This window comes from Parasphingomonas frigoris, from assembly GCF_036663815.1.
Taxonomy (GTDB): domain Bacteria; phylum Pseudomonadota; class Alphaproteobacteria; order Sphingomonadales; family Sphingomonadaceae; genus Sphingomonas.
The window spans coordinates 704,500-721,514 of record NZ_JAXOJQ010000003.1; the positions used below are offsets into that span (position 1 = coordinate 704,500).

Sequence of the window (17,015 nt, forward strand, 5' to 3'; positions counted from 1 at the left end):
CTCCAATTCCGGTCGGCTTACATATCAGGCCGGCTCTAGGAGCTTCGGCTGCAAGTTTGCAGTGCGTCTGTTCGATGGAATTGGCAGGCCGAGATTGCCGCGTAATGTCGCGTGCGCATAGTCGGTCCGGAATAGCCCCCGCGCTTGCAGGATCGGCACAACCTCCTGGGTGAAGCGCCGGAACTGGCTGGGGTGCCCGGCGTGCACGTTGATGCCGTCGAGCGCACGGCCCTCGAACCAGCGGGTGATCTCGTCGGCGATCGTCTCCGCCGATCCGACGAACGGGCTGGTGAACTGGTCGCGCTGGAACTCGACGGTCTCGCGCAACGAGAGGCCGCGCGCCGTCGCTTGCTCGGTGATGTGCTTGGCTTGCGTGAAGAAGCTGCTCTTGGCGTGCTCGAGCGTCTCGACGGGAAAGGGGGCCTCGAGATCGTATTGGCGGAAATCGTGCCAGCCGAACGCTCGCCCGAACTCGGCCAGTGCCTGATCGAAGCTCTGGTCGAGCCGGCGATACGTGCGCTCGATCTGGCGGGCATCGTCGTCCGTGTCATCGACCGTGATCGAGAAGCCGGGCAGGATCAGGATCTCGTCGGGGTTGCGCCCGAGCGCCACGCCGCGCCGCTTGATGTCGGCGTAAAAGGCCTGGCCCTGCTCGATCGTTCGGGCATGCGTGAAGATCGCATCGGCGACCGTCGCACCGAGATCGCGACCCTGTTCGGAGTCGCCGGCCTGGAAGATCACCGGTTCGCCCTGCGGTGAGCGCTGAATATTGAGCGGACCCACCACCGAGAAATGTTCGCCCTTGTGATTGAGCGCGTGGAGCTTGGTCTTGTCGAGGAACACACCGGTCGCGCGGTCGCGGACCAGCGCGTCATCCTCGTAGCTGCGCCACAACCCGCGCACCACGTCGAGATATTCGAAGGCCCGGCCGTACCGCGTGGCGTAATCGTAATGCTCCTCGCGCCCGTAATTGCCCGCGGTGCCGGCGTCGCCGCTGGTCACGACGTTCCAGCCGGCGCGTCCCTTACTGATGAGGTCGAGCGAGGCGAGCCGGCGCGCGAGGTTGAACGGATCGTTATACGAGGTGGTGAGCGTGCCGACCAAGCCGATATGGCTGGTCGCCACCGCGAGCGCCGAGAGCAAGGTCAGCGGCTCGAGCCGGTTGAGATAGTGCGGCGGGGAGTCGGGGGTGATGAACTGGCTGTCGACGATGAACACCAGGTCGAACTTGGCGGCTTCGGCCTGGCGGACGATATCGATATACCAGTCGATGCTGACGCTGGCATCGACCGGAATTTCGGGGTCGAGCCAGCGATTGGTCTGGCCGGGACCGCCGACACCGGTGGTCACGAGGCCGAGCTTGAGCTGTCGCTGAATCATGAAGCTGTCCTTGGGGGAGGGATTAGAGCTGTTCGAAATGCGGGGCGACCCGGACGGGCTTGGCGAGCAGCCCAGCCTGATGAAACAGGTCGGCAATGCCCTGCTCCTCGGCGATCAATCCGGCGTCGATCGGCACGGGAACGTTGACGCTGCGGTTGAGATAGCGGCGTGTCGCCGCGATCGGCACGCCGGTCTGCTGCGTCAGCATCTGGGCGTATGCCTCGCGGTGGGTCTCGCCCCATTTGCGGGCGCGGGCAAAGCGCGCCGACAGGTCGGTCAGCAACGGCCGCTTGCTCGCGAGCGAGCTGTCGGTTCCGAACACGAAACCGAGGCCCGGGGTCAGCGAGCGGTCGAGGTCGAGGATCCGCAAGCCGTCGCTCAACTCGCCGATCGCGGCATACGGATCCCAGATCGCCCAGGCATCGACCGAGCCGCTGGTCAGAGCGGCGCGCCCATCGCTCGGGCTGAGGAATGTGATGTCGATCGCGTCGAGCGGCTTGCCGGCGCGCTTCAGTCCGGCGAGCAGCAGATAATGGCCGATCGACCCGCGCGGCGTCGCGACGCGCTTGCCGAGCAGATCGTCGAAGCTGTGGATCGCCGATTTGCCCGGCACCATCACGGTCGTCGCATTGCCCTTGGTACGGAACGCGGCGATCGCCTTGACCCCGGCATTGCCCTGAAGGCTGAAGATGAACGGTGCGTCGCCTCCCACTCCGGTGTCGATCGCCCCTGCGGCGAGGGCCTCGATCAACGGCGCGGCATTGGGAAATTGCGCCCATTCGATCGCGTAGGGGACGGTCTTGAGTTCGCCCGACGCTTCGAGCAGCGCCTGAACGCCACCGCGCTGATCGCCGATCATCAGCTTTTTGGCCGAACCCTTTGCGCAGGCGGAGAGCAAGCCGGCGCCGGCGATCGCCAGCGCGCTGCGACGCGAGATCGAGAATTCGAGAGACATAGCGGGATCCTTGGATGGGAAACGCATCAGAAGCGGTTCTTGAGCGAGATGCCGTACGTCCGCGGGTCTCCGAGCCCGACCTGGGTGATGCCCCAGGTCGCGTTGACGGTGGACGTGACGAGATAGTTCTTGTTGAGCAGGTTGCGGCCCCACAGCGAGACGTCCCAGGTCCCGCGCGCCGCGCGCAACCCGAGCTGCGCGCCGACCAGCGCATAGCCCTTGATCTCGGAGAAGGGATCGTCGTTGACCGCCGAGTAGAATTTCGAGCGGTAGCTGGCGTCGCCCGCGACATAGCCGACGAGCGTCTCGCTCACCGGTGCCTCGTAGCGCGCCTGGACCGCGCCGACCCATTTCGACGTGCCCGATAGGCGCTGGCCCGAAATGTCGCATGATGTCTTACACGATTGCAGGAACGGGCAGATCGCGTTGGAGTAGCGAACATATTTGGCATCGGTGAACGAGCCCGAGCCGCTCAGGCTGAGCCCCTTCGCCAGAGTCGCACGCAGATCGACCTCGACCCCACGGCTCTGCACCTTGCCGGCATTGCCGAGATAGCTGATGCGGTTGGAGACGTCGTACAAATTGGCCTGGTAATTCTGGTCGATCGCCCAGAATAGCGCAGTGTTGAATTGCACGTGGCGATCGAACAGCTGCGTCTTCAGCCCGATTTCGTAGGAATCGACCTTTTCGGGTTCGACGAAGATATTGATCCCAGCGGATTTGCGGACGAGGTTGATGCCGGCGGATTTGTACCCGCGCGAATAGCTCGCATAGGCATGAACGTCATCGCCAATATCCTGGTTGGCGCTGAGCAGCCACGACACGGTGCCCTTCGACCGGCTCGCGCTATACGCGCCGCCATCGGGCGCGAAGCTCGCGCGGATCGCCGCGGCACTCGCCTGATAGGCGAGCGGCAGGCTCGATATCGGCGCGACCGCGCCGACGTTGACCGCGTTGTAGCTGCCGGCCTTGGTTTCATTGGTATAGCGCAGCCCGCCGGTCAGGCTCGTGCTGGGCGTGACGTGCCACGTCGCCTGGCCATAGGCTGCATAACTGTTGGTCGAGGGGTTGAGGTAGCTGAAGGTGTCGAGCCCGTTCAGCAGTGCGCTGGGGGCCGCCGCGCCGAGATACCATTTGGCGGCGTCCTTGGCGAACGAGACCTCCTGTTTGAGATCGGCCTTTTGGTAGAAATAGTACAGGCCAGCGGTGTATTCGAGTTTGTGCCCACTCGGCGAGGTGAGGCGCAGCTCCTGGCTAAACTGCTTCTGGTTGGTGGCGACGGTCGCCTGGCCGAGCACGTCGGCACCGAACTGGTCGCCATCCCAATTGGGAATCCACTTCCAGAAGCGGCCGGCGGTGATCGAGGTCAGCGTGTGGCCGCCGAGGATCGTGGCATCGACCCGCGCGGTGACACCGCCGCTCGGCATGGCGATCGCTTGCGAGCCATTGATGTCGGTCTGGCGATTGTACGGGTTGATCGCGATCGGCGTGTACCCGACGTCGGCGGCGTGCGCATAGAAACCTTTCGCGGACGCGCCATTGGCGAGCGTCGTCGGCAGCACCTGGCCGGAGACGTAGAAGCCCATGTTGCCGCTCTGGCGGGCATAGTCGGCGATCAGGCGGAAGCTCAGCGTGTCGCTCGGCTTCCACAGCAGATCGGCCTTCGCCGCGACGTTGGTATAGTCGTCCCAGTCCTGCTTCTGGGTGGTGTTGTAGATCGTGCCGTCGCGACTCGCGACGAGCCCGCTCACCCGCAGCGCCAGGGTTTCGGTGAGGCCGCCCGAGATCGACGCCTGCGCGCGCATGTAATTGTCATTGCCGTACGTCAGATCGGTCGACACCTCCGGCGTGAAGCTGGGGAGCTTGGTGCGGACGTCGATCGCGCCGGCTACGGTGTTCTTGCCAAACAGCGTGCCCTGCGGCCCGCGCAGCACCTGCACGCTGTCGACGTCGAGCAGATCGTTGATCACCGTGCCGGTGCGTGGGCGATAGACGCCGTCGATATACAGGCCAACGCCTTGGTCGAGCCCGTCATTGGTGCCGCCCGAATTGGTGCCGAGGCCGCGGATCGTGATCGTCTGGTTGCGGCCGCTGAACCCCTGGATCGTGACGCTGGGCGCGAAGTTGGCGAGGTTCTTGATGCTGGTCTGCCCGCCGATCGCGCCGATCTGCGCCGACGACAGCGCGGTGATGGCGATCGGCACGCTCTGCAGCGTCTCGTTCTTGTAGCGCGCGGTGACGACGATGTCGTCGCTCGACCCTTCCGTAGCGGCCGGCGCGGCGGGGGCCTCGGCCGCGGGGGCGGTCGCCGCTGGGGCCGGCGCGGCGGGGGCGTCGGCTGCATAGGCCGGTGCGAGCGCGGTGGTGGCGAGCAGCAGCGCCAGCGGGGTGACGACGGTGCGCGAAGGTCGAAGGTGCATGACGGTCCCTGTCTTTGGTCGGGAGCCGCCGTGATCGGCGCGCTCCTCCGTTTCCCGCGACAGCGGCCGCGAGATGGTGTGGTCTTGGTTGGGGCGGGGCGCGGCCTGCTAGGCTGGCCGCATCCTACTGCTCAGCGGCATCGGTAAACTCGCATCAGGCGGCCGCCGCGGCGGCGGGAAGGAGGGTTTCGCGCCCGATCGCGCGGCGCACCGCGGTGCGGTCGAACAGGACATCGGTGCGCTCGGCGAAGCTGGGAAAAGACGTGCGATCGATCCCCAGGCCATCGGCCCAGCGCCGCACGACCAGCGCATAGGCATCGACCGCGCCGAAGCGGTCGCCGATCAGGAAAGGCGACGGCGTGGCGGCGGAGCGCGCTTCGAGCTCGGCGAGCGCGACGGCGAAGGCGGCACGACCGGGTGCCTCTAGCGCCCGGCGGACGGCGGGGTCGTCGGCATAGCGTTCCGGACGCCGGACCTGCGCGAGCGCGACATGCACCGTGCTCGCGATCCAGCCCATCAGCGCAAACGCGTGTGCGCGCTCGATCGAGTCATCGGGCAGCAGGCCGGCGAGAGGATAGCTGTCGTCGATCCAGCTCAGGATCGCGATCACTTCGGAGATCGGCGTGCCATCGACCACCAGCGCCGGCACACGCCCGCGTGGATTGATCGCGCGATAGGCGGGCGTGTGCTGCTCGCCGGCGGAAAGATCGATGCGAACCGCGTTGAATTCGGCCCCGGCTTCCTCGAGCGCAACGAGCGGGGCGAAGGCCGAGCTGTTCGGCGCGAAATAGAGTGTAATCGCCATATTCGTCCTCTCAGATCACGACGAAGCCGTGGGTGCCGTCGCGTGCGAGCTGGTCGACCAGGCCATATTCCCAATCGAGATAGGCCTGCATCGCCGCTGCGGCATTGTCGGTGCCCTCGTACGGGCGCTTGTAGCGGCCCTCGCGACCGCGCGCGGGGAGGGCGGTCGAAGCGGTCTCGAGCGCGCTGTCGAAGCCGCCTTCGAGCACCAGTACGTCCCAGCCCATCTGCGCGAGCCACGACGCGGTCATGTCGGCACGCGCACCGACATCGTCGGCGAGAACGATGCGCGCGCCGCGCACCGGAGCGAAGTGGTCGGTCTCCTGCACCAACTGGCCGCCGGGCGCCTCGACGAAGCCGGCGGGGTGGCCGGCGGCGTGCTCCTCGGGAGTCCGCACGTCGAAGCGGTAGAGAGTGCGGTCGGTTTCGTCGGCGAGCTTGGCGAGTGTTGCCGCATCGATGTGGCGGACCCCGGCGCGATAGGCGACGTCGCGCGCCTTCACGCGCGCCTCGTCGCGTTGGTCGGGCGCAACCTCGGCGACACGGCGCGCCTGGCCCTTGTCGAGGCTCTGGCCGGCGAGCGTCCAGCCGATCGTCCCGTTGCGCAACGCGACGACGCGGTTGGGCAGCCCTGCGTTGATCAGCGACTGCGTGCCGATGATGCTGCGCGTTCGACCGGCGCAATTGACGACGATCAGCGTATCGGGATCGGGCGCCGCAGTGCGTGCGCGCAACACGAGTTCTGCGCCGGGAACGCTGGTGCCGGTCGGAATACTCATCGTCGCATATTCGTCGAAGCGGCGCGCATCGAGGATCGCGATGTCGGCCTTCGCGTCGATCAGCGCCTGCAGATAGGGCGCGGCGACCGACGGCGTATGGCGCCGCACCTCGACGAGCTCGCCGAACGCCTTGCTGTACGAATTGACGTCCTGGAACAGCTCGTAGCCAGCGGCTTTCCAAGCGGCGAGCCCACCGCCGAGCGCGGAAACATTGGTGTAGCCGAGTGCACGGATCTCGCTCAGCGCGGCCTCGACCAGACCTTCGCCATCGTCGTACAGCACGATCGGTGTGTCCTTGCGCGGCACGCGGCGTTCGATTTCGATCGCGATGCGGTGGGGCGGAAGCTGCGCGGCGAACAGCGGGTGGCCGCCGGCAAAGGGATGCTCGTCGCGCAGGTCGAACAAAGCGAGTTCGTCGCGGGCGATCCAGGCGTGGCGGATATCGTGCGGGGTCATGCGAATACCGATGCGGGTTGGGCGTAGCCGGAGATGAAGGGTTTGGCGGCGCCGGTCGCATCGTAGGTCGCGCGCTCGACGCGGCCGATGTCGGCGCCATAGACATGGATGCTGATCGAGACGCGGTCGGCAAAGGCATTACGGACCTGATGGATGTCGCCGCTCTCGGGTGAGAGCGTGGCGACGTCTCCGGCGTCGAGCTGCGTCGGTGGCCCGGCGAACACCAGCGCACCGTCGGCGCTGCGTTGGTAGCGCTGATCGATTTCCGCGCCGCGCAGCACGCCGACCAGGCCCCAGACGCGGTGGTCGTGGATCGGCGTCGCCTGGCCGGGGCCCCAGACGAAGCTGACCACCGAGAAGCGGTCGGCCGGGTCCCGATAGAGCAGATATTGGCGATAGCGCACCGGATCGGGTGCGGCAAAGGCCGGGTCGATCCAGTCGTCCGTGGCGACGAGGGCAGCGAGCGGCGCGGCAGCGCGCGCGAGGATTGCGTCGGGGGCGCCCGCGACGATCGTTTCGATCGCCGCGACCAGCCGGTCGATCGCGCGGGTGTGCGGCGTGCTCATTCTGCCGCGACCGCCAGCGGATTCTCGCGCTCTGCGACCGCGGCGCGCAGCGGCGGCAGGAGATTGCGCCCATAATCGATCGCATCCTCGAGCGGATCGAAGCCGCGGAACAGGAAGGTGCGGATGCCGAGATCGTAATAATCGAGCAGCGCATCGACCACCTGGTCGGGGGTGCCGACCAGCGAGGTTGAGTTGCCGGGCGCGCCAGTCAGCTTGGCGATCTCGGTCCACAGCCGTTTGTCGCGGACCTTGCCGCCGGCTGCGGTCTCGAGCAGGCGGCGCGAGCCTTCCGATTCCATCGTCACGCGGCGGAACGGCGAGGCGCCCGCTTCCTTGATCGCCTGCGCCTCGGCCAGGATGCGTTCGGCACGATCCCACGCGTCCTGCTCAGTCCGACCGAGGATCGGGCGGAACGAGACGCTGAAGCGCGGGGCAGGGCGGCCGTGCTCGGCCGCGCTGGCGCGGACGCGGGCGATCGTCTCGCGGGTCTGCTCGAGCGTTTCGCCGAAAAAGGCGTAGGTTTCGGCATGCCGCCCGGCGACGCGGATCGCCGCGTCCGACGCGCCGCCGAAGAAGATCGGCACGTGCGGCTGCTGCGCCGAGCGGATCGGCGAAAAGCTGTCGCGCACTTTATAGAAGGGCCCGTCGTGATCGAACGGCGCGGCCGAGGTCCACGTCTTCTTGACGACGTCGAGATAGTCGTCGGTGCGCGCGTAGCGTTCGTCCTTGGTCAGGAAATCGCCGTCGCGCTGCTGCTCGGCGTCCGACCCGCCCGAGATGATATGCACCGCGAGCCGCCCGCCGCTGAACTGGTCGAGCGTGGCGATCTGGCGTGCGGCGACGGTCGGCTGAATCACACCGGGCCGATGCGCCAGCAGGATCTTCAACTTGGTCGTGGCCTGCGCGACATAGGCGGCGACCTGGAAGCCGTCTGGTGCCGCACTGTGATAACCGATCAGGATGCGGTCGAAGCCGGCCTGCTCATGCGCCAGCGCGAAGGCGGCGGTGTAGCTCGGGTCGATCTGCGGGCCGCTCGGCGGATGGATCTCGGACGCGTAATTGGTCGAGATCATGCCGAGGATTTCGAGCGTGTCGGGGTGCTGGCTCATCGGTAAACTCCTGTCGAATAAGAAGGGGGTCAGTCGGCGGCTTCGGCCCAAACGGTCTCGACCGGTTTGGGCGTGGCGACACCGAGACGCGCGAGCAGGCGGCGGCGCAGCGCGGGATCGAGCGTGCGCGGCCGATCGGAGGCGATGCGCTCCTCGGCGACGATCCGGCCGCCGTCGAGCACCAGCACGCGGTCGGCGAGCGCGATCGCTTCGTCGATATCGTGCGTGATCAGCAGCACCGCCGGACGATGCCGACGCCACAGGCCGAGCACGAGATCATGCATCTGAATTCGCGTCAGCGCGTCGAGCGCGGCGAACGGCTCGTCGAGCAGCAACACCTTCGGTTCGCGCACCAGCGCGCGGGCCAGCGCGGCGCGCTGCGCCTCGCCGCCGGAGAGGGTGAGCGGCCAGGCATCGGCGCGGTGGTCGAGACCGACTTCGGCCAGCGCGACGTCAGCGCGGGCGCGCAGATCGCGACCCTTCAGGCCGAGCATGATGTTCTGCCACACCGGCTTCCACGGCAGCAGCCGCGCATCCTGGAACACCACAGCACGAGAGTTGGGCACGCGCACCTCGCCTTCGCTAGCTCCATCGAGCCCGGCGAGCGTGCGCAGCAAGGTGGTCTTGCCCGAGCCGCTGCGACCGAGCAGCGCAACGAATTCCCCATCGGCAATGTCGAGGTCGAGACCGGCGATTACGGTGTTACTGCCAAAGCGACGCGTGAAGCCGCGGAGCGACACGACGGGTTGCGGACGCGTTGGGAAGGGGATGGGTGCGTTCATGGCTCAAGCCTCCAGGATCGTCGGGCGCCAGGCGAGCGAGCGGAACTCGATCAGCCGCACCGCCGCATCGGCACCGAGGCCGAGCGCGGCGTAGACCATCAGGCAGACGACGATGATGTCGGTCCGCATGAAGTCGCGCGCATTGTTGATGAGGTAGCCGAGCCCCGACGACGCGTTGATCTGTTCGGCGACGACGAGGATCAGCACCGAGATCGACAGGGCGTAGCGCAAGCCCACGAGGAAGGCGGGCAGCGCGCCGGGCAGCACGACGTGGCGGATGATCGCCGCGCGCGACAGGCCGAACGCGCGTGCAGCTTCGACCAGCCGGGCATCGACGCCGCGAATGCCGTTGTAGAGGTTGAGATAGACCGGAAAGGTTGTGGCGACCGCGATCAGCACGATCTTGGGTGTCTCGCCGATCCCGAACCAGACGATGAACAGCGGGGTCAGCGCGAGCGTCGGCAGCGTGCGCAGCATCTGCACCGGCGAGTCGATCGCGGTCTCACCGCGCTTCGATAGCGCGGCCAGGATCGCCAGCGCCCCGCCGACCAAAACCCCGATCGCGAGACCGAGGCCTGCACGCCCGAGCGAGACGAGGACGTTGTGGCCGAGTTCGCCCGAGGCGATCATGCCCCCCATGGTCACGGCGACCGCGGATGGCGCTGCGAGCGTATGCGCCGGGATCAGTCCGGTGCGCGAACCCGCTTCCCACAAGAGCAGCAGGACGAGCGGCGACACCCAGCGCGCGCCGCCCGACCGGATCCGGCCAAGGTGCGAGCGCAGCGTGTGCGGTGCGTGGGTCGCGTCGTTGCGTGCCATGTCGGCTCCTCACGGTGGCGGGGATGCCAGCGTTACGGTGCCAAGGGACAGTTTATCTCCTACCAAATCAATATAGATTTGCTAACGCGCCTGATTGGCGTTGCTTATAGGTGGCCCATGGCCCTCAATCTTCCGATCGATGTGTTGCGCAGTTTCATTGCCGTGGTCGATGGCGGCTCGATGCTGCGCGCCTCCGAGCGCGTGTTCCTGAGCCAGCCGGCGATCAGCCTGCAGATGAAGCGGCTCGAAGAATTGCTGCAAGTGCCGTTGTTCCTGCGCGAGGGGCGGCGCCTGGTGCTGACCCCGCAGGGTGAAGCTGTGCTGGTCCAGGCGCGCGAAATCCTGGCGCTCAACGATCGCATCGTCGCGACCCTGACAGGCGACGCGCTGGCCGGGCCGGTGCGGATCGGATTCGTCCAGGATTTCGCCGAAACGCTGCTGCAGGGCGTGCTCGCGCAGCTCGTCGCATTGCATCCGGACGTACGGCTCGAGGTGCGCGTCGGTGGCACGCCACAACTGATCGAGTTGCTCGAAAGCGACCGGTTGGACGTTATCCTCGGCATGGGGCCAGTGGGAGATCCCGCTGCCATTCGCGAGGAGCCGATGCGCTGGTTCGGCAACGCGCCGCTCGCCGGACGCGACGCTGTTCCGCTCGCAGTGCTGGAACGACCATGCCGCTTTCGTGACGCGGCGATTGCGGCGCTCGAGGCGGCCGACACCCCGTACCAAGTGGTGGTCGAGACGCCCAGTCTCTCGGTGTTGCGCGCCGCCGTGCTCGGCGGGGTGGCGATTACCTGTCGCACCGAGCTATTTGCAGGGTTGCCCGAAATCATCGGCTCGGCATTGCCCCCGCTTCCCGCGGTCACGTACGTGTTGCGACGGCGCGAGCGATTACCGCCAGCGGTGTTGCATCTCCACGACCTGATCGCCAAGCGGGTGAAGGACATGGATTTGTCGGGTGCCGAATTTGGATGAACGGTCACCTTGAAATCATCTGACGGTATCTGCCTTCACCGATCGCCGACCATCGACGACCGCATGAACGTAGATTGCCGAACCAAGATCTTGAGCGGCGGCCGCCAGGCGGTCGGTCAGCGCTCGATCAATCCAATCCATAATTGAACGCTGAACCAACGTCCGCTTTCAGGAAGGGGGCGGGGGGGCTTGAATGTCGGCTTTTGGGTCAAAGCGGCATGGCGGCTGTCGGGCGATGGCTTGAGGGAAACAGACATTGCGTTGTGCATGCGGGACTACGACGCGATAGCAGGCTCGCGAATTGTCGAAACGACTGATTCACGTGATCACGCACGCCGGTCACGTGCGAAATGTGGGGCCAACTGTGGGGCTGCGAAAGCAACCTCTGAAAAGACTCAAAATTTATAAACGCTTAGAAAGCGTAGCTGGCGGAGCGGGAGGGATTCGAACCCTCGATACGCTGTTGACGTATACTCACTTTCCAGGCGAGCGCCTTCGACCACTCGGCCACCGCTCCGCATGTCCTGGACAGACGCGTGGCCCTAGAGCGTCCCAGCCTCGGGCGCAAGCACTCAGCCACGCATGCGGGATTGCGCCGCAGGGTAGGGTCATGCCACCTTGGGCAAATGTCCTTGCTGCTCCCGCTGTTCGCCCTGCTCGCCGCCGCCCAGGGCGCGCCCGAGCCTCCCGCCAAGCCGGGCGCGGCGCAGCTTGCCGCGGCCGCGCCCGCCGCGGCGTGGGGGGCGATCGATCCGCAGGATCTGCTGCTGATCGACTTTGCCGACGGACAGCGCGCGGTATTGTGGCTCGCGGCCGACTTCGCGCCGGTGCACGTCGCCAACATCCGCGCGATCGCGCGCAGCGGCTGGTGGAACGATGCGACCGTTTACCGCGTGCAGGACAATTACGTCACGCAATGGGGCGACGCCACCGAGAAGAAGCCGCCCGCGGCGGGGATCATGCTCAAGCCGCCGGCCGAATATGAATGGGCGTGGGATGCGCACGGGCCGGCGATCGCCAACCCGTATCGCGACGCCTATGCGGCGCGCACCGGCTTTACCGCGAGCGGCTGGGCGGTGGCGGGGGACGGCACGCGGCAATGGTTGCCGCATTGCTACGGCATGGTCGGCGTGGCGCGCGACCTGGCGCCCGATACGGGGACGGGGGGCGATCTCTATACCGTGATCGGTCATGCTCCGCGCCACCTCGATCGCAACATCGCGCTGGTCGGGCGGGTGATCGACGGCATGGGCGCGCTGTCGGCGTTACCGCGCGGCACCGGTGGCGGGCTCGGGCTGTACGAGGACCCCAAGCAGCGCGTGCCAATCAAGCGGATTGCGATCGTCGCAGACCTGCCGGCCGGCGAGCGACCGGCGTATCAATATCTGCGGCCTGACGCGGCAGTGTTTGCGGCGACCCTCGAGGCGCGCGCCAATCGCGGCGGGCCGTTCTTCACGGTGCCGGCAGCCGCTGCCGACCTGTGCAACCTGATGGTGCCGGTGCGTAGGCTCGCGCGTTAGCGAGTGCGGCTACCCGGCTCGGTGCGTGCTGAGCGCGTCGAAGCCCCGGGCATTCTTGCGACCGGCGCAAGGCAGAACAGCCCTTCGACAGGCTCAGGGCGAACGGGGGAGGGGGATGGCGCGCCCCAACATGGCGCTGGCACCCGCGGAGGGACGGCAGTCCCTCCGGTAGCACTAAGCGCTTACTTACCGACCCAGTCGGCGATCTCGGCGGCAACTTGGTTCGCCGCCTGGTTGAGCGCCTGGCCGACCGGCGCGGCGGCGATCCGGGTAACGGGGACGCGGGCTTCGAAGCGACGCTTCTCGACCACCTTGCCGGTGGTGCGGATCAGCGAGCCGTCGAAGGTCACGACCGCTTCGTTGGTCGCGGCGTCGACGCCGAAATTGCGCAGCTCGCCCGAGAGGATCGCGCCGGGATCGGAGAAGGATTGCGCGCTGCTCAGCACGATCCGCCCGGTCCTCGCCGGCACGGTGTCGATCAGCAGCCGGACGAACATGCGGTTCGGCGGCTCGACCCACTGCGCATTGGTGACGTACGCGATCGAGGTCTGGCTCGCCTGCACCGGCACGCGCGTGCCGGCGATCGCCTGCGACGCGCCGGGCATGAGGATCGTGATTGTCGGCGAGGTTGCCGAGGATTGCGTCTGCCCCGCCGGAACGCTGGCCGCCGAGGTCAGCGACAGCAAGGAGGGCGGGGGCTTGGCGCCGAAGCTGATGCAGCCCGACAGCGCGGCGGTGAGCGGTGCGAGCGCGACGAGCGCGAGCAGCGGCTTGGAGCGGATCATGGTCACTGTCCCTTTCCGGGCTTGTAATCTGGCAGTTTCGGCTGTCCGATCAGCGAGGTCGCGCCGCCGCGGTCGAGCTTCTCGGCGACCGAGGTGAGCGCCTGCGACATCTCGCGCAGATCATGCACGAGCTGGCCGACCTCGGGGATCGTCTGCTTCGAGAAGGCCTGCAGGCCGGGGCGCGCATCGCCGATCGCGGCATCGAGCGTTTCCATGCTGTGCTGCGCCGAGGCGATCGTCTTGTTGAGGTTGCCCATCATCGGATGGATGTCGTCCGCCAGCATGCCGTTGGTGGTCTTGGCCAGGGCCGCGAACTGGTCGGCGGCAAGACCCGCCTTCTGGATCGTCACGCGCGATTCGGCGAGCGTCGCCGCGATCTCGGGACCGCGATCGGCGAGCGCCGAGGTCAGCTTGTTGGTGTTGGCGAGAATGCCGGCGATCGACTGCTGGTTCTTGTCGGAGAGCATGTCGGACAGCCGCTCGGTCAGCGTCGAGATGCGCTCGAGCAGCTGAGGGGCCGAGCTCAGCAGCGCGCCGAGGCCGCCGGGCTTGGTCGGGATCGTCGGCACGCCATTGGGGCAATCGTTGAGCGGATTCTCGACCGGGCAGGCGATCGCGGGTGCACCCTTGATCGCGCCGTCGAGCTGGACCGTGCTGGTGCCGGTGAAGCTGCCCTGCAGCGTCGCGGTGGTGCCGACCAGGATCGGCACGTCGGGGTTGACGCTGATGCGCACGCGGACGAGCTGGGGATCGGGCTTCCACAGCGTGATCTCCTTGACCTGCCCCGAAGGCACGCCCGAGAAGGCGACCGCCGAGCCTTTGGCCAGGCCGTCGACCGACTGCTTGAAGAAGATGTCATATTCCTTGTCGGTCGCGGTGCCCCAGCGCGCGATCCACACCAGGAACAGCAGCATTACCGCCAGCAGGATAAGCACGACGGTGCCGACCAGCACATGGTTCGAGCGGGTTTCCATCAGTTCTTGTCCTCCGCGTGAACGGCCTGTTCAGCGACATCTTTGTTGTGTTGGATCGTCGCGGTCGCGGCACGGCCGCGCGGTCCCTTGAAATATTCCTGGATCCACGGATGGTCCAGCGCGAGCAGTTCGTCGATCGTCCCGACCGCGATCACCTTCTTGTCGGCGAGCACCGCGACGCGGTCGCAGATTGCGTACAGCGTATCGAGATCGTGCGTGATCAGGAACACCGTCAGCCCGAGGGTCTTCTGCAGCGAGGCAGTCAGTTCGTCGAACGCCGCTGCACCGATCGGGTCGAGACCGGCGGTCGGCTCGTCGAGGAACAGCAATTCGGGGTCGAGTGCGAGCGCGCGCGCGAGGCCGGCGCGCTTGCGCATCCCGCCCGACAGCTCGGACGGGAATTTCGGGCCGGCATCGGCGGGCAGCCCGGTCATCACGACCTTGTAGGCGGCGATCTCGTCGAGCAGCACCGCGTCGAGTTCGGGGTAGAATTCGCGCAGCGGCACCTGGACGTTCTCGGCGACGGTCAGCGTCGAGAAGAGCGCGCCGCCCTGGAACAGCACGCCCCAGCGCTTGGTGAGATCGGTGAGCTCGATCTCCTCGCGGTCGATCGTCGAGTCGCCGAACACCTTGATGTCGCCCGCCATCGGGTTCTGCAGCCCGATGATCGAGCGCATCAGCACCGACTTGCCGGTGCCGGACCCGCCGACCACGCCGAGGATCTCGCCGCGCCGCACGCTGAGGTCGAGGTCTTCGTGGACGATCTGGTCGCCAAAGCCGTTCTTGAGCCCGCGCACGACGATGACATCGTCGTCCGCCGGCGCGTCGGTGCGTTCGGTCTGTGTCATATCCAGCCGATCGAAGTGAAGAAGACCGCGAAGAAGGCGTCGACCACGATCACCAGGAAGATCGCCTGGACGACCGCCGAGGTCGTGCGCGTGCCGACCTGCTCGGCGTCGCTCTCGACCAGCATCCCCTGGAAGCAGCCGGCGACCGCGATGATCAGCCCGAACACCGGCGCCTTGACGAGGCCGACGTAGAGATCGGTGATCGGCACGACTTCGCGCAAGCGCTGGATGAAGGTGACGGGCGGGATGCCGAGCGTGATCCAGCACAGCAGGCCGCCGCCGATGATCGTCACGATCGAGGCGTACATGCCGAGCAGCGGCATCATGATGACGGTCGCGAGCACGCGCGGCAGCACCAGCGCCTCCATCGGCGAGACGCCGATCGTGCGCATCGCATCGACTTCCTCGGTCAGCTTCATTGTACCGATCTGCGCGGCAAACGCCGAGCCCGAGCGACCCGCGACCATGATCGCGGTCATCAGCACGCCGAGTTCGCGCAGCGTGATTCGCCCGACGAGGTTGATCGTCAGGAATTCGGCGCCGAACTGCTGCAGCTGGACCGCGCCCTGCTGCGCGATGACGATGCCAATCAGGAAGCTCATCAGCCCGACGATGCCGAGCGCGCTGACGCCAACGACCTCGAAGCGCTGGACGACGGCGTTGAAGCGGAAGCGCTTGGGATGCGTCGCGACGTTCCAGAAGGCGATCAGTGTCGCCCCGAGGAAGCCGAGCAGGCCGTACAGCGTGGCGCCGGTCGTCACGACCGCATCGCCAATCTCGCCGACGACGCGCGCCAGTGCGCTAACCGGGGCAGGGCGCATCGCCACCGGCTGGTCGGCCGCGGAGACCTGTTTCAGTAGATGCTCGCCATCGGCATCGAGTCCGGTGATCTCGGCATCATGCTCGGCGGCGAAGCGGTGGATCAGCCACGCGCCGACGGTATCGATTCGCTCGATCCCGCTGAGGTCGAGGCTCTTGGCGGTCCCGTCGAACGCGCGCAGCCGCTCGGGCAGGTCGCCGATCTTGGCCAGCGACAGGCTGCCGGTGAAGCGCACGACGTCGCTATCGGTGGAGAAGGCGGCCATTTCGGTCATCTGGCGCCTTCTGTGCTGCAATCGTGGTGGATCGGCAAGGCTCTAGCAGCGTATGGCGCATTTATGCACCTGCTTGCCGTCTACGACATGGACAAGACCATCACCCACGCGCCGACCTGGACCGCGTTCCTGCTCCGGACCGCGGCGGACGTGGCGCCGTGGCGCATGGCGCTGCTGCCGCTCGCCGGGATCGCCACGCTCGGCTACGCGGCGCGGCTGATCGGTCGGGCGCGGTTGAAGGAAATCACGCAATTTCTGCTGCTTGGTGGGCGGATGCCCGAAGCGGCGGCAGCGCAAGCGGCAACGCGTTTCGCGGCGCGGGTGGTCACCGCGGGCGTCTACTCAGGTGCGCGGGCGCAAATCGCGGCCGACCGGGCGGCCGGGTACCGGCTCGTCCTGGCGACCGCATCCTATGGCTTCTATGCCGAGGCGATCGCCGCGTTGCTCGGCTTCGACGCGGTCATCGCGACCGGGGTGGTGCGCGATGGGGGCACGATTCGTGCACGGATCGCGGGCGAGAATTGCTACGGGCCGGCCAAGCTGCGGATGATCGAGGCGTGGTTGGCACAGCAGGGTATCGCGCGCAGCGATGCGCTGATTCGCTTCTATTCGGACCATGTCTCCGACGCGCCGTCGCTCGAATGGGCCGATGTCGGCATCGCGGTCAACGCGCATGGGCCGTTGCGAGTGCTCGCCAAGCTGCGCGGCTGGTCGATCGAGGATTGGGCGCGCTGACCCGCCACGGCGGG

Annotated in this window: 16 protein-coding genes and 1 tRNA gene; 3 read left to right on the plus strand and 14 right to left on the minus strand. The window is 66.9% G+C overall.

The window, feature by feature from the left end; translation table 11 throughout:
• Positions 1-24 precede the first annotated feature (24 nt).
• From U1872_RS13700 to U1872_RS13740, 9 genes are all read right to left on the minus strand, one after another.
• Entirely contained in the window at positions 25-1,380 is a 1,356-nt protein-coding gene (locus U1872_RS13700; protein WP_332793445.1) for an LLM class flavin-dependent oxidoreductase, read from the minus strand.
• 22 nt (positions 1,381-1,402) lie between these two features.
• The gene (locus U1872_RS13705) at positions 1,403-2,335 is read right to left on the minus strand and encodes an ABC transporter substrate-binding protein (RefSeq protein ID WP_332793446.1); all 933 of its coding nucleotides are present in this window, start codon (positions 2,333-2,335) and stop codon (positions 1,403-1,405) included.
• 26 nt (positions 2,336-2,361) lie between these two features.
• Positions 2,362-4,755: a TonB-dependent receptor gene (locus tag U1872_RS13710; RefSeq protein WP_332793447.1), complete on the minus strand. Its 2,394-nt coding sequence runs from the start codon at positions 4,753-4,755 to the stop codon at positions 2,362-2,364.
• A gap of 154 nt (positions 4,756-4,909) precedes the next feature.
• On the minus strand, positions 4,910-5,560 hold the full coding sequence (locus tag U1872_RS13715; RefSeq protein ID WP_332793448.1) for a glutathione S-transferase family protein: 651 nt from the start codon (positions 5,558-5,560) through the stop codon (positions 4,910-4,912).
• A 10-nt stretch (positions 5,561-5,570) separates the two neighbouring features.
• Positions 5,571-6,794: a rhodanese-like domain-containing protein gene (locus U1872_RS13720; RefSeq protein ID WP_332793449.1), complete on the minus strand. Its 1,224-nt coding sequence runs from the start codon at positions 6,792-6,794 to the stop codon at positions 5,571-5,573.
• Entirely contained in the window at positions 6,791-7,360 is a 570-nt protein-coding gene (locus U1872_RS13725; protein WP_332793450.1) for a cysteine dioxygenase family protein, read from the minus strand. The genes U1872_RS13720 and U1872_RS13725 overlap by 4 nt, the downstream gene beginning before the upstream one ends.
• Positions 7,357-8,469 carry an LLM class flavin-dependent oxidoreductase gene (locus U1872_RS13730; protein WP_332793451.1) on the minus strand — a complete coding sequence of 371 codons (1,113 nt, stop codon included), beginning with the start codon at positions 8,467-8,469 and terminating at the stop codon, positions 7,357-7,359. The genes U1872_RS13725 and U1872_RS13730 overlap by 4 nt, the downstream gene beginning before the upstream one ends.
• A 29-nt stretch (positions 8,470-8,498) precedes the next feature.
• Entirely contained in the window at positions 8,499-9,251 is a 753-nt protein-coding gene (locus tag U1872_RS13735; RefSeq protein ID WP_332793452.1) for an ABC transporter ATP-binding protein, read from the minus strand.
• A 3-nt stretch (positions 9,252-9,254) separates the two neighbouring features.
• Positions 9,255-10,070 (minus strand): ABC transporter permease, encoded by an 816-nt coding sequence (locus U1872_RS13740; protein WP_332793453.1) that lies wholly within the window; start codon positions 10,068-10,070, stop codon positions 9,255-9,257.
• Between the two features lie 117 nt (positions 10,071-10,187).
• Here U1872_RS13740 and U1872_RS13745 point away from each other — a divergent pair, with 117 nt between their 5' ends.
• Complete coding sequence (locus tag U1872_RS13745; protein WP_332793454.1) at positions 10,188-11,045, plus strand: LysR substrate-binding domain-containing protein; 858 nt, start codon at positions 10,188-10,190, stop codon at positions 11,043-11,045.
• 426 nt (positions 11,046-11,471) lie between these two features.
• Here U1872_RS13745 and U1872_RS13750 read toward each other — a convergent pair.
• Positions 11,472-11,562 (minus strand) — tRNA-Ser (locus U1872_RS13750).
• A 109-nt stretch (positions 11,563-11,671) separates the two neighbouring features.
• On the opposite strand from U1872_RS13750, the gene U1872_RS13755 reads away from it, so the two are divergent.
• The gene (locus tag U1872_RS13755; protein ID WP_332793455.1) at positions 11,672-12,565 is read left to right on the plus strand and encodes a peptidylprolyl isomerase; all 894 of its coding nucleotides are present in this window, start codon (positions 11,672-11,674) and stop codon (positions 12,563-12,565) included.
• 182 nt (positions 12,566-12,747) lie between these two features.
• Here U1872_RS13755 and U1872_RS13760 read toward each other — a convergent pair whose 3' ends face one another.
• Genes U1872_RS13760 through U1872_RS13775 form a run of 4 tightly spaced genes read right to left on the minus strand, consistent with a single transcriptional unit; the run spans position 12,748 to position 16,266 of the window.
• Positions 12,748-13,356: an ABC-type transport auxiliary lipoprotein family protein gene (locus U1872_RS13760; protein WP_332793456.1), complete on the minus strand. Its 609-nt coding sequence runs from the start codon at positions 13,354-13,356 to the stop codon at positions 12,748-12,750.
• Complete coding sequence (locus U1872_RS13765) at positions 13,353-14,324, minus strand: MlaD family protein (protein ID WP_332793457.1); 972 nt, start codon at positions 14,322-14,324, stop codon at positions 13,353-13,355. Before U1872_RS13765 ends, U1872_RS13760 begins: the two co-directional genes overlap by 4 nt.
• Complete coding sequence (locus U1872_RS13770) at positions 14,324-15,172, minus strand: ABC transporter ATP-binding protein (protein ID WP_332793458.1); 849 nt, start codon at positions 15,170-15,172, stop codon at positions 14,324-14,326. Before U1872_RS13770 ends, U1872_RS13765 begins: the two co-directional genes overlap by 1 nt.
• Complete coding sequence (locus U1872_RS13775; protein ID WP_332793459.1) at positions 15,169-16,266, minus strand: ABC transporter permease; 1,098 nt, start codon at positions 16,264-16,266, stop codon at positions 15,169-15,171. Before U1872_RS13775 ends, U1872_RS13770 begins: the two co-directional genes overlap by 4 nt.
• A 63-nt stretch (positions 16,267-16,329) precedes the next feature.
• Between U1872_RS13775 and U1872_RS13780 the strand changes: the two genes are divergently transcribed.
• A complete protein-coding gene (locus tag U1872_RS13780) occupies positions 16,330-17,001 on the plus strand; it encodes an HAD family hydrolase (protein WP_332793460.1) in 672 nt (223 codons plus the stop codon).
• The last annotated feature ends 14 nt before the right edge of the window (positions 17,002-17,015 follow it).